This is a genomic window from Pseudomonas sp. FP818 (genome assembly GCF_030687335.1).
Classification (GTDB): domain Bacteria; phylum Pseudomonadota; class Gammaproteobacteria; order Pseudomonadales; family Pseudomonadaceae; genus Aquipseudomonas; species Aquipseudomonas shahriarae.
The window spans coordinates 5,640,188-5,652,488 of the sequence record NZ_CP117427.1 but is presented as its reverse complement, the minus strand read 5'-3'; the positions used below and the strand labels follow the sequence as shown (position 1 = coordinate 5,652,488).

General features: G+C 60.6%; 13 protein-coding genes and 1 other RNA gene. 6 read left to right on the top strand and 8 right to left on the bottom strand.

Translation table 11 applies throughout. The annotated features are described in order from the left end of the window. Positions 1 to 6: 6 nt before the first annotated feature. Positions 7 to 414 (top strand): flagellar basal body-associated protein FliL, encoded by a 408-nt coding sequence (locus tag PSH80_RS25875; protein ID WP_029289542.1) that lies wholly within the window; start codon positions 7 to 9, stop codon positions 412 to 414. 1,078 nt (positions 415 to 1,492) lie between these two features. Here the strand turns inward: PSH80_RS25875 and PSH80_RS25870 are convergent. From PSH80_RS25870 to PSH80_RS25855, 4 genes are all read right to left on the bottom strand, one after another. Next, the gene (locus PSH80_RS25870; RefSeq protein WP_057960944.1) at positions 1,493 to 2,611 is read right to left on the bottom strand and encodes an ABC transporter permease; all 1,119 of its coding nucleotides are present in this window, start codon (positions 2,609 to 2,611) and stop codon (positions 1,493 to 1,495) included. Further along, complete coding sequence (gene rbbA / locus PSH80_RS25865; protein ID WP_057960943.1) at positions 2,611 to 5,328, bottom strand: ribosome-associated ATPase/putative transporter RbbA; 2,718 nt, start codon at positions 5,326 to 5,328, stop codon at positions 2,611 to 2,613. The genes PSH80_RS25870 and rbbA overlap by 1 nt, the downstream gene beginning before the upstream one ends. Beyond that, complete coding sequence (locus tag PSH80_RS25860) at positions 5,325 to 6,290, bottom strand: HlyD family secretion protein (RefSeq protein ID WP_057440447.1); 966 nt, start codon at positions 6,288 to 6,290, stop codon at positions 5,325 to 5,327. The genes rbbA and PSH80_RS25860 overlap by 4 nt, the downstream gene beginning before the upstream one ends. 86 nt (positions 6,291 to 6,376) lie before the next feature. Continuing rightward, positions 6,377 to 6,826 (bottom strand): EVE domain-containing protein, encoded by a 450-nt coding sequence (locus PSH80_RS25855; RefSeq protein ID WP_057960942.1) that lies wholly within the window; start codon positions 6,824 to 6,826, stop codon positions 6,377 to 6,379. 195 nt (positions 6,827 to 7,021) lie between these two features. On the opposite strand from PSH80_RS25855, the gene PSH80_RS25850 reads away from it, so the two are divergent. Beyond that, positions 7,022 to 7,171: a hypothetical protein gene (locus PSH80_RS25850; protein WP_143110453.1), complete on the top strand. Its 150-nt coding sequence runs from the start codon at positions 7,022 to 7,024 to the stop codon at positions 7,169 to 7,171. Between the two features lie 2 nt (positions 7,172 to 7,173). Here PSH80_RS25850 and PSH80_RS25845 read toward each other — a convergent pair whose 3' ends face one another. The 4 genes from PSH80_RS25845 to PSH80_RS25830 all read right to left on the bottom strand — a co-directional run bounded on the left by PSH80_RS25845 (position 7,174) and on the right by PSH80_RS25830 (position 8,599). Continuing rightward, a complete protein-coding gene (locus PSH80_RS25845; protein ID WP_057960941.1) occupies positions 7,174 to 7,809 on the bottom strand; it encodes a 5-formyltetrahydrofolate cyclo-ligase in 636 nt (211 codons plus the stop codon). Positions 7,810 to 7,866: 57 nt separating this feature from the next. Next, positions 7,867 to 8,045, bottom strand: a non-coding RNA gene (ssrS, locus tag PSH80_RS25840) — 6S RNA. 30 nt (positions 8,046 to 8,075) lie between these two features. Then, positions 8,076 to 8,393: a cell division protein ZapA gene (locus PSH80_RS25835; protein WP_010207385.1), complete on the bottom strand. Its 318-nt coding sequence runs from the start codon at positions 8,391 to 8,393 to the stop codon at positions 8,076 to 8,078. Then, complete coding sequence (locus tag PSH80_RS25830; protein WP_057440444.1) at positions 8,390 to 8,599, bottom strand: TIGR02449 family protein; 210 nt, start codon at positions 8,597 to 8,599, stop codon at positions 8,390 to 8,392. Before PSH80_RS25830 ends, PSH80_RS25835 begins: the two co-directional genes overlap by 4 nt. Before the next feature lie 137 nt (positions 8,600 to 8,736). Here PSH80_RS25830 and PSH80_RS25825 point away from each other — a divergent pair, with 137 nt between their 5' ends. The 4 genes from PSH80_RS25825 to PSH80_RS25810 are packed head-to-tail and all read left to right on the top strand — an operon-like array spanning position 8,737 to position 12,299. Next, on the top strand, positions 8,737 to 9,294 hold the full coding sequence (locus PSH80_RS25825; RefSeq protein ID WP_057440443.1) for a YecA family protein: 558 nt from the start codon (positions 8,737 to 8,739) through the stop codon (positions 9,292 to 9,294). 20 nt (positions 9,295 to 9,314) lie between these two features. Further along, positions 9,315 to 10,637 carry a Xaa-Pro aminopeptidase gene (pepP, locus tag PSH80_RS25820; RefSeq protein ID WP_057960940.1) on the top strand — a complete coding sequence of 441 codons (1,323 nt, stop codon included), beginning with the start codon at positions 9,315 to 9,317 and terminating at the stop codon, positions 10,635 to 10,637. Next, on the top strand, positions 10,634 to 11,821 hold the full coding sequence (ubiH, locus tag PSH80_RS25815) for a 2-octaprenyl-6-methoxyphenyl hydroxylase (protein WP_057960939.1): 1,188 nt from the start codon (positions 10,634 to 10,636) through the stop codon (positions 11,819 to 11,821). Before pepP ends, ubiH begins: the two co-directional genes overlap by 4 nt. Continuing rightward, positions 11,814 to 12,299: a DUF4442 domain-containing protein gene (locus PSH80_RS25810; RefSeq protein ID WP_057444198.1), complete on the top strand. Its 486-nt coding sequence runs from the start codon at positions 11,814 to 11,816 to the stop codon at positions 12,297 to 12,299. Before ubiH ends, PSH80_RS25810 begins: the two co-directional genes overlap by 8 nt. Positions 12,300 to 12,301: the final 2 nt, after the last annotated feature.

Sequence of the window (12,301 nt, the reverse complement as noted above, 5' to 3'; positions counted from 1 at the left end):
TGAACTGTGAAAGCGTGGATCCTGTTGATGCTGGCCCTGACGTTGCCGATGGCAGCCCATGCCGAAGAAGCTAAGGAAGGCGAAGCGCCGAAGGTCAGCTATTACAGCCTGACGCCGCCTTTTGTGGGCAACTATGCCCTGGATGGCGGCCCGAAACTTCGGGTGTACAAAGCGGATGTGGCCCTGCGCGTGACCGGCCCCGAAGCGGCGGCGGCGATCAAGGCCAATGAGCCATTGATCCGCAACCAACTGGTGGCGTTGTTTACCCAGCAGACTGTCGAGAGCATGGGCAGTGTCGAGGGTAAGGAAAAGTTGCGTCAGGAAGCGTTGAAGCAGACGCAGCAAGTGATGAATGACGAGACGGGCAAGCCGGTGGTTGAGGATTTGTTGTTTAACAATCTGATTATCCAGTAACGCCCATCCTGTGGGCGTCGGCTTGTTGGCGATGGGGCCTTGAAGCTATCGACGCTCACCAGACCGTCACCGTCAGCAACCCGAACTTTGGCGCCAACCTCAGGAGGGGTAGCGCCTCTGCACGATGATGATAAAGATTCAGAGGGTCGGTTGGTTTCTATTGTGGAGGTTTTTCTATCGCAAACGTTATGCTTTGGAGACGGAAATTGTGGGGCCTCCGCCTGATCCAGGATTATCGAATATAAAAGTAAAACGATAAGTTGTTCCTTTTGAAACATGGGTATCCTCGGAGGATATCCAGCTGTGCCAATTACCGCCCTTTATAGGTACTCTTGCCAGTACCACCCCCACTGGGGCATATAACTTCAAATATCGGATTTCTGCTTTGGTTGAGTCCACTAAATTTATACTGGATCGTGGAGACAAGTCCGGATGGGCGGGAGTTCAATGAGTTTGGAAAACCAGCAACTAAGTTGCTGGTTATAATAGGGCTTATATATAGATTTTCACTCTTTTTCTATCCGTTCGCCATACCCCGTCGGGGGGCGCGTCGAAGACAAAGTAGAACTCGAATGTGTCTACTGTGTTAGATGTTGTGTATTTTGTTGACGACCCCCAAACGCGCCATTGGCCATCTTGTGGAGGGTGGACTGCTAGTATCGGGCCGCCGAAGGTAACAGAGTGAATCTCGAAACGCGGGTTTTTTCCCGTCACCGCACCTCGCTCAAACATATAGCGGAGCGCATGTATGATGTAAATGCCATTACTCCAAGTGGCTTCAACCTCGATGGCTCCTTTGTATCCATGTAATGAATATTCCCCTCTCACTGTTGTTACGCTGGTTGGGTTATTTCGGTCGACCTTAATCTCTATTGTTTCTGAGGGGGCTTCGTCGCTGGAGCCCTTCTTGTCCGAGTCTGATATGTCGCTCATTTTTTGCTCTCCCGAGAGTCTCGATGCAATGAATTTGCGGTCGATTGTTATAGTTAATAACGAGAGATAAACGCCGGCTACTGTCAGAATTGACAGTTTTTCATTTTGTTTTTTAATAAGCTCAGTGATTTTTATAAGTGAAAGTTTAAGAGGCCAGACTCTTCCTGAACCGCGCCAACGCCACCGCAAAAAACAACAAGCCAATCCCCGCCAGCGCTAGCAAATCCGGCCACACCACGCTCACCCCCGCATCGCGAAACAGAATCGCCGCACTCAAACTCACAAAATGTGTGGATGGCGAGCCCTGCATCACCCATTGCAACCATTCGGGCATGCTGTCCAGCGGCGTACTGCCGCCTGACAACAGCAGCATCGGAATAATCACCGGGATCGCCAGCAAGCCAAACTGCGGCGTCGAGCGGGCGAGGGTAGCGAGGAAGATGCCCAGGGCAGTGCTGGCAAACAGATACAGCGCGGTTACCAGCAGGAACAGACTCAATGAGCCGGCCAGCGGCACGCCGAGCATGCCCTTGACCACCACTTCCAGTGACAGCCAGGTACACAGCACCACCACCAGCATGTTGCTCCAGATTTTTGCCAGCATGATTTCCAGGGCGGTCAGCGGCAGCACCAGCAAATGGTCGAGGGTGCCATGTTCGCGTTCGCGCAGTAGCGCGGTGCCGGTCAGGACGATGGCGAGGATGGTGATGTTGTTGACGATCTGGATCACCGCCAGGAACCAGCCGCCTTCCAGGTTGGTGTTGAACAATGCCCGGGTGGTGAGGGTCGCCGGTGCGCGCTGGCTGGTGTCCGCCTGGCCGCTGTAGGTCAGCAATTCACGCTGGAAGATCCGCCCGATATAGCCCGCGCCCATAAAGGCCTGGCTCATCGCCGTGGCATCCACATTGACCTGAACGCTCGGCTGGCGGCCGGCCAGCAGGTCGGCCTGGAAATTGGCCGGCACGTTGATCACGAAAGTGTACTGGCCGCTGTCCATGACCTTATCCAACTGGTCGTAGGCCAGTGGCACGGCGGGCTGGAATTCTGGTGGTTGCAGGGCTTCGGCCAGTTGGCGTGACAATTGGCCATGGTCTTCATCGACAAAGGCCACGCTGGCGTTATGCACGCCAATCACTGAACCGGCCGCTGGCATATAAATGGCGACGGTGAAGGCGTAGAACAGAAACAGCAGCAACACGCTGTCGTGGCGCAAGCTGGTGAGCTCTTTGATTCCCAGGCGCAGGATATGGGCGAACTTATGCATCAGGCCTCCTGCTTCTTGAGCATCACCAGGCTCAGCCCGGTGAACCCCAGGAAAAACCCGAACAGCGCCAGGCACTGTGGCCACAGCTGGCGCAGGTCCAGGGCTTTGGTAAAGGTGCCGACGGCGACATCCAGGAAGTAGCCGGCGGGAAACAGCATGCCCATCAGCGCGGCCGCCCCTTCCAGGGACGAGCGCGGCACGATCAGCCCGGAGAACTGGATGGTCGGTAGGCTGGTGATGATCATGGTGCCGAGAATCGCTGCGATCTGGGTGCGGGTGAACGCAGAAATCAGCAGGCCCATGCTGGTGGTGGCCAGCACATACAGCAGGCCGCCAAACGCCAGGGTCACGCCACTGCCCTTGAACGGCACGCCGAACAGCCAGCGGTTCATCGCCACCAGCAGCGCCAGGTTGATCAGGCTGATAACCAGATACGGCGCCTGCTTGCCGAGGAGAAACTCCAGGCGGGTCAGCGGTGTGGCGTAGAAGTTAGTGATCGACCCCAGCTCCTTCTCGCGCACGATGCCCAGGGCGGTGAGCATGGCCGGGATAAACGCCAGGATCAGTGCCATCACGCCGGGGCCGATGGCATTTACGCTGACCACGTCCTGGTTATAGCGAAAGCGCGTCTCCAGTCTGGCGGCGGCGGGCTGGGCTCGCGGGGAGCTGTTGAGTTCCGCCAACTGCTGCAGATTGGCCTGGTGTACCGCTTCGACATAGTTGCGGCTGGTCTCGGCGCGAAACGGCATGCCGCCATCCAGCCAGGCGGCCACTGCCGGTTGGCGCCCGGCGTACAGGTCGCGGCCAAATCCGGGAGGAATCTCCAAGGCGAGTTTGATTTCCGAGCGTTGCAGGCGCCGGTGCAGCTCGGCCGAATCGCTGATCGGCGGCTGTTCGGCGAAGTAGCGCGAACTGCGAAAGGCCTCCAGATAGGAGCGGCTTTGTGGCGTCTGGTCCTGGTCATACACGGCGAAGGCGAGCTTCTCCACGTCCAGGGAAATGCCGTAGCCGAAGATCACCATCATGAAAATCGCCCCGAGCAGGGCAAAGGCCATGCGCACTTTGTCGCGCAACAATTCCTTGCCTTCGCGACTGGCCACTGCCAGCAGGCGGACCAGGCTGAAGCCGCGCTTGCTGACTGGCGGCGTGGTCGGTGTGCTGACGGTTGCGCTGGGCGCGGCGGCTTCTGGGGCTTCCTGGGCTTGTTCCAGACAGGTGACAAATGCGGCTTCCAGGGTCTCGCCGTGGAAGTGTTGCTGCAGGGCGTCCGGGGTGTCGCAGGCCAGCACCTTGCCGGCGTGCATCAACGAGATGCGGTCGCAGCGCTGGGCTTCGTTCATAAAGTGGGTGGAGAGAAAAATCGTCACCCCTTGCTCGCGGGACAACTCCACCAGCAAACGCCAGAAATCGTCGCGCGCGGCGGGGTCCACACCGGACGTGGGTTCGTCGAGGATCAGCACTTCCGGGCAATGCAACACCGCCACGGCCAGGGACAGGCGCTGGCGCAAACCCAGGGGCAGCTCGCCGGAGGGTTGTTCGGCGACACTGCCCAGGTCAAAACGCTGGATCAATTCTTCGATGCGCGGGCCGCTGTCGGCCTTGGGCAGGTCGAACAACTGTGCGTGCAGCACCAGGTTCTGGCGCACGCTGAGCTCACCGTACAGCGAGAAGCTCTGGGACATAAAGCCCACGCGCTTGCGGGTTGCCAGGTCCTTGGCATTTACCGGGTTGCCCAGCAGTGTGGCGCTGCCTTCACTGGCCGGCATCAGCCCGGTGAGGACTTTCATGGTGGTGGTCTTGCCGCAGCCGTTGGAGCCGAGAAAGCCGAAGATCTCGCCACGGCCAATAGCGAAGCTGACCTTGTTGACTGCCGTAAAGTCGCCAAAGCGCAGGGTCAGGTCGTGGGCTTCGATGGCGATGTCGGTGTTGTCGTTTGCCCGAGGAGGGATCACCAGCGGCTGGTTGTTGTGCGCGCTGTCACCCTGGAAATGGGTGAAGGCCTCATCCAGCTTGCCGCTGGGCGTGACCGCCGCCAGTTCGCGGCTCAGGCCATCGGCGATCAGCTTGCCGCGGTCGAGCATCAGGCAGTGCTCGAACTGCTCGGCTTCTTCCATGTAGGCCGTGGCCACCAGCAGCGTCAGTTGCGGGCGTTCGCTGCGTACGGTTTCTACCAGCTCCCAGAAGCGCCGGCGTGACAAAGGGTCGACGCCGGTGGTGGGTTCATCGAGGATCAGCAAGTCCGGGTCGTGGATCAGCGCGCAGCACAGCCCCAGTTTTTGCTTCATCCCGCCCGACAGTTTGCCCGCCGGCCTGTCGGCGAAGCGTGCCAGGTCGGTGGCCAGCAGCAGGTTGTGCATGCGCTGCTCGCAATCGGCTTTGGACAGGCCAAACAGGGTGGCGAAAAAACGGATGTTCTCGCTGATGGACAGTTCGGGGTAGAGGTTGCCGCCCAGGCCCTGGGGCATAAACGCGATCAACGGGTACAGGCTGTTGCGGTGGCGGCGGTCTTCGATGGAGCCGCCCAGCACCTGCAAGTCACCGTCCTGCAGTTTTTTCACCCCGGCGATCAAGCCCAACAGGCTCGACTTGCCCGCGCCATCCGGGCCGATCAACCCGCAGCGGGTACCGGCCGGCAGGCTGAAGGCGATGTCGATCAGCGCCTGTTGCTTGCCGTAGCGGTGGTTGATGCCCGTGGCCTGCAGCGCCAGCCCGGTCATTGCAGGTTGGCCGGCCAGTCCAGGTCAGCGGTGCGCACATAGCCGGCGCCGGGCATGCCGGGCTTGGCCTGGGGCACGGCGCTCGGTTGAGTCAGGCGCAGTTTGACGCGGAACACCAGTTTCTGGCGCTCGTCGCGGGTTTCCACTTCTTTGGGGGTGAACTGCGACTTGGCGGCGACAAAGCTGATTTTCGCCGGCAGGGGTTGATCCGGCAGGGCATCGAGCACGATCCGCGCTTCACTGCCCACGGTCAGGCGACCGGTGACGGAGGCGGGCAGGTAGAGGTTCATATACTGGTCATTCGGATCTATCAGCAGCAACACGCGCCCGCCGGCACCGAGCACTTCGCCAGGTTCGGCCAGGCGCAACTGGATGATGCCGTCGATGGGCGCGCGCAGGCTGCTGTCTTCGATCTCGCTGGTCAGTTGTGCCACCTGGGCCTGGGCCGCACCGATGGCGGCCTTGACCGCATTGACCTGGGCCTGGGCTGCCGTCACCGCCGCATTGCCGGTGTTCTGCCGTGCCTGTTGCTGGTCGATCAGCTGTGCGCTGGCGAAGCCGCGGCGGTACAGCTCCTGGGTGCGCTTGAGTTCCTGGCTGGCCAGCAGGTTTTCGCTCTGGCGCAATTGCACGTTGGCTTCGGCGGCGGCGAAGTTCTCCTTGGCGCGCAGCACTTCGGCCTCGGCCTGGGAACGCTGGGCTTCGAGGGTGCGGGTGTCGATACGCGCCAGCAGTTGGCCCTTGAGCACTTTGTCGCCTTCATCGACCCGCACTTCAGCCAGGCGGCCGGGGATCTTGGTGGCGATCTGCACTTCGGTGGATTCCAGCCGGCCATTGCCCATGTTCAAACCTTCCGGCAGGCGGTCCAGGGTGGACTTCCAGTAGCCGAAGCCACCGGCGGCCACCAGCAATAGAATCAGGAGAAAGGCAAAGAAGTGCGAACTGCGATGTGACGTCGACATGGGTGCATCCTGCGGTGTTAGCGTCCTAGTTTGCCGGGATCGTAACCGATAGCCGTTGATACCGGTCAAATGAATACCGTTAGGCGTTAACGCAAGGCCATTACCGCCGCCCATTGCTGGGCCGTCACCGGCATCACCGACAAACGACTGCCTTTTTGCACCAGCGGCAGTTCGGCCAGGGCCGTCTGTTGCTTGAGGTAGCCCAGCCCGAGAACGTTGGGGAAGGTCTCGACATGCGCCACTGTAATGGCGCTCCATGGATTTTTTTCCGGGGTGGCCTTGGCATCGAAGTAATGGCTGTCAGCTTCCAGCGCTGTCGGGTCCGGATAAGCCGCCTCAATGATTTTCCCTACACCGGCAATCCCCGGTTCGGGGCAACTGGAGTGGTAAAAGAAGAACGCGTCACCCACGGCCATGGCCCGCAGGAAGTTGCGTGCCTGGTAATTGCGCACGCCATCCCAGCGCGCCTCGCCGAGTTTCTCCAGGCCCTTGATGGACAGCTCATCGGGCTCGGACTTCATCAGCCAATAGGCCATGGTTTTGCTCCTTTGCAGGGGATTGGGCAGGTTGTCTGTCAATTTCATGACAAACCGACGGTCGGTTGACGTCAAGGTTTGCGTGTTGGTTCACGTTACCGCAGAATGCCGGGATTTTAAGCTTGACGCAGCTGGAACGGACTACTTTGGAACGTTGCTGTCATCGTGTGTGATAGGCCTGAAGGGGGGCAATCGATGAAACGCAAACCGGATTTACTATGGATTTTGGTTATTTTGTTCGGTCTGGGCGTCGTGACCACCGGGTATGCGCAAAGCCTGTGGTCGAACAAGACCGAAGCCCCGGTTGAATTTGCACAGCAGCAGCCACAAACCTTCAAGCGTTGATGCTATTTCGGCGCCGTTGATTCCAGCGGCGTCCCCTCTGCGATATACCACTTCTTATCGGTAACGGTGCCATTCAACGGCACGTCCCAGCTGGCCTGTGCCAGTCGTTCGACTTTCTGACATTCATGGGCCAGGCCCAGCAGCGTCGGCTTGCGCCACGACGAGCGGCGCGCCAGGTACGCCAGGCTGCGATCGTAAAAGCCGCCGCCCATGCCCAGCCGCCCGCCCGCATCATCGAAACCCACCAATGGCAGCAGCACCAGGTCCAGTGCCCAGACCTTGCGCTGGCGCCCGATATTGACCTGTGGCTCAAGAATGCCGAAGCGATTGGGCGCAAGTTTTTCCCGGGGACGTACCCGTTGGAACACCATCTTGGTCCGTGGCCAGGCGCTGAGCACCGGCAGGTAGGTGGCCTTGCCCCGGCGCTGGGCAGCGCGCAGCAGCAAGCGCGGATCGATTTCGCCATCCGTTGGTAGGTATAAAGCAATATGTTTGGCCCGGCGAAACAGCGGGTGCTGTGCCAGTTGCCGATACAGGCCAAGAGCTGCCTGGCGCTGCTCGCCCGGCGTCAGGGCGCGGCGGGCATTGCGCAACATGCGTCGAAGTTGCGGACGGGAAAGCGGCGCAGGTTCGGTCATGGTGTTCGGCTCATAAAACAATGCCAGTCCGGGGACTGGCATTGAGTTTGGGAATTCAGGCTCCCCGACAGAACCGCTGTCGACTAAGCCCTTGAACCCGAAAGTTCAAGGTGGAAGAAGCAGTAGGCTTTAAGGCTTTCCGTCTAGCGGACATGCACACCAGCCCAACGTGCAACTTCCAGGGTAGTGCGAATCGGCTCCGGGACATCGCCGACTGGCAAGCACGCCAGGGAGTGGGGCGAGTATACCCCAAACAGACTCGGCAATCAGCCCTTGGGTGCGTCTGAATCGCTGGAAAGCACCAGATCCACACGTTCCAGCAGGTCACGCACCTGCTCGCGTGTCGAGCCGCTGGCCTGTACGTCAGGGCGCTCCTGCTTATGCAGCAAATCGTGGGTAATGTTCAGGGCGGCCATCACGGCGATACGGTCGGCACCGATGACTTTGCCGCTGCTGCGGATTTCACGCATCTTGCCATCCAGGTAGCGGGCAGCGCTCACCAGGTTGCTGCGCTCTTCCTGGGGGCAGATGATCGAATACTCTTTGTCGAGAATCTGCACGGTGACGCTATTGCTTGAACTCATGAGTCTTGCTCCAGGGCCTTCAGGCGCGAAATCATCGACTCGACCTTACGCCGGGCGATTTCGTTTTTTTCAATGAGGTGAGCGCGTTCCTCGCGCCAGGTCTTTTCCTGAGCTAATAGGAGTCCGTTTTGACTCTTTAGTTGCTCGACCCGGGTAATTAGCAATTCGAGTCTGGCCATCAGCGCTTGCAAGTCGGCGTCTTCCATAGGGTTCCACTGGATTTGTCTGATGAATGGCAACTGCAGGATAAACGATCTGACGCCCTTGATAGTCGGGTGCGTCTGCCGGTGCTAGGATACAGCGCTTCATTCTAGACATCGCGCCGCCTGGCGCCTAGCTCATCATGCCTATTCAGAATTCCCCGTACGACGCTTTTTCCAAACTGCTGAGCTCCAGCGGTCACCCTTGCTCGCCTGCCGAACTGCATGGCGTGCTGCTGGGCCGTAGCTGCACCGGTGTCGGCTTTGACGCCGACAACTGGCTGGCCGACGTCGCCGAGCTGCTGGAAACCGAGCCTACCGAAAACGTGCGCAACGCGTTGATCGGCTTGCAAGAAATGGTTAAAGGCGAGCTGACCGGTGATGACGTCACCGTAGTCCTGCTGCTGCCAACCGATGATGCGCCGCTCACCGAGCGTGCTGCTGCACTGGGTCAATGGTGCCAGGGCTTCCTCCATGGCTTTGGCGTGAACGCCGGCGGCCTGGAGTTGAGCACCGACGCCAAGGAAGTGTTGCAGGACCTGGCAGCCATCTCCCAGGTGCAAGACGCCCTGGAAGAGTCCGAAGACGGCGAAGGCGACTATATGGAAGTCATGGAATACCTGCGCGTCGCGCCGCTGCTGCTGTTCACCGAGACCAAAAAGTCTGCTGAACCCGCAGCAGTCAAGCCGTCGCTGCACTAAGAGAGGGAACCCACCTGCCCATGATCCATATCCCCAAAGCGGAATACACCCGCCGCCGCAAGGCGCTCATGGCGCAGATGGAACCCAACAGCATCGCGATCCTGCCGGCCGCCGCCGTGGCGATCCGCAACCGTGATGTCGAACACGTCTACCGCCAGGACAGCGACTTCCAGTACCTGAGCGGCTTCCCCGAGCCCCAGGCAGTGATTGTGTTGATGCCAGGGCGCATTCACGGCGAGTACGTGCTGTTCTGCCGTGAACGCAATGCCGAGCGCGAATTGTGGGACGGCCTGCGCGCCGGTACCGAAGGCGCGATTCGCGAATACGGCGCCGACGATGCCTTCCCGATCACCGATATCGACGACATCCTGCCCGGCCTGATCGAAGGTCGCGACCGGGTGTATTCGGCCATGGGCAGCAATGCCGAGTTCGACCGGCACCTGATGGAGTGGATCAACGTGATCCGCTCCAAGGCGCACCTCGGTGCGCAGCCGCCGAACGAATTCGTTGCCCTGGATCATCTGCTGCACGACATGCGCCTGTATAAATCCGCCGCAGAAGTGAAGGTCATGCGCGAAGCCGCACGGATTTCCTGCGCGGCCCATATCCGGGCAATGCAGGCCAGCCGCCCGGGGTTGCATGAATTCAGCCTGGAAGCCGAGCTGGACTACGAGTTCCGCCGGGGCGGGGCGAAGATGCCGGCCTATGGCTCCATCGTCGCTTCGGGGCGCAACAGCTGCATCCTGCACTACCAGCAGAATGATGCGGTGCTCAAGGACGGTGACCTGGTGCTGATCGACGCCGGTTGTGAAATCGACTGCTATGCCAGCGATATCACCCGTACCTGGCCGGTCAACGGCAAGTTTTCCGCCGAGCAGAAGGCGATCTACGAAGTGGTGCTGGCCTCCCAGGAAGCCGCCTTTGCGCAGATCGCGCCGAACAAACACTGGAACCAGGCCCATGAGGCGACGGTGCACGTCATCACCGCCGGGCTGGTGAAGCTGGGCTTGTTGCAAGGTGAGGTGGACGAGTTGATCGCCAGCGAAGCCTACAAGGCGTTCTATATGCACCGCGCCGGGCACTGGCTGGGCATGGATGTGCATGATGTGGGCGAGTACAAGGTCGGCGGCGAGTGGCGGGTGCTGGAAGTGGGCATGGCCCTGACCGTGGAGCCGGGCATCTACATTGCCCCGGATAACCAGAATGTGGCAAAGAAATGGCGTGGCATAGGCGTGCGCATCGAGGATGACGTGGTGGTGACCAAGCAAGGCTGTGAAATTCTGACCGGTGGCGTGCCCAAGACCGTGGCCGAGATTGAAGCACTGATGGCGGCCGCCCGATGAGCCGGGTCAACCTGGCGATTATCGGTGGCGGCCTGGTGGGCGCCAGCTTGGCGCTGGCGTTGCAGGCCGGGGCCAAGGCTCGCGGTTGGAAGATCGTGCTGATCGAACCCTTTGCCCCCGGCGACAGCTACCAGCCGAGCTACGACGCACGTTCCTCGGCACTGTCCTTTGGCGCGCGACAGATCTACCAGCGCCTGGGTGTGTGGCAAGACATTTCCCGGCGCGCCGAGCCGATCAAGCAGATCCATGTTTCCGACCGTGGGCGCTTCTCTACCGCGCGCTTGTCGGCGCTCGAAGAGGGCGTACCGGCCCTGGGCTATGTGGTGGAAAACGCCTGGCTCGGGCAGTGCCTGTGGCAAGGCCTGGACAAGGACGTGATCAGTTGGCGTTGCCCTGCAGAAGTCAGCCGCATGGAACCGCTGGCCGACGGCTACCGCCTGACCCTCAACGATGAAACTGTCATCGAGTGCGATCTCGCGGTACTGGCCGATGGTGGCCGCTCCGGCCTGCGCGAGCAGTTGGGCATTGGCGTCAAGCAACGGCCTTACAACCAGAGCGCCCTGATCGCCAACATCACCCCCAGCGAAGCCCATAACGGCGAGGCTTTCGAGCGTTTCACCGACGAAGGCCCGATGGCCTTGCTGCCGCTGGCAGACAACCGTTGCGCACTGGTCTGGACCCGCGTCGGCATGGACGCCCAGCGCTTGGCGCAACTGGATGAACGCAGTTTTCTCAGCGAGTTGCAGGGCGTGTTTGGTTATCGCCTGGGCACCTTGAAACAGGTTGGCGCGCGCCACTTGTATCCGCTGACCCTGGTGGAGGCCGAGGAGCAAGTGCGCTCGCACCTGGTGATCCTCGGCAACGCGGCCCACAGCTTGCACCCGATTGCCGGCCAGGGTTTCAATCTGTCGCTGCGCGATGCCTATGCGCTGGCCGAGGCCCTGTTGGCCGGGCCGCAAGTGCCGGGTGACCTGGCGACCTTGCAGGCCTACCGCGAACGCCAGCGCCTGGACCAGCAGTTGACCGTGGGCTTTTCCGACCAGGTCACCCGCCTGTTTGGCAGCGGCCAGCCGCTGGTCGCCATGGGCCGCAACCTCGGCCTGCTGGGCCTGGACCTGTTGCCGCCGGCCAAGCGCTGGTTCGCCCGGCAGGCCATGGGCCTGGGCACGCGTCCCGATGCGTAAGTGGCTGACGGAGCGCCTGGGCAAGGCGCGGTTGTTGCGCTGGATCATGACCCTGTATCCGCCGTATCTGGGCGCAGGCGTCCGTGTGCAGCACATGAGCGCTGATTTTCGTCAGGTGAAGGTGCGCATGGGCCTGGGCTGGTACAACCGCAATTACGTCGGTACGCAATTTGGCGGCAGCCTGTACTCGATGGTCGACCCGTTCTACATGCTGATGCTGATGGAGAACCTGGGGCGCGACTACATCGTCTGGGACAAGGCCGCGACCATTGATTTCATCTCGCCGGGCAAAGGCCCGGTGTTTGCCGAATTCTCCATCGACCAGGCCTTGCTCGATGAGGTGCGACGGCAGACCGAGGGCGGCGAGAAATACTTGCCGCACCTCAAGGTGCAGATTCACGACGGCTCCGGCACCCTGGTGGCGCGAGTCGACAAAACCCTTTACGTGCGGCGCAAGCCGCCAGCGAGACAGGCATAAAG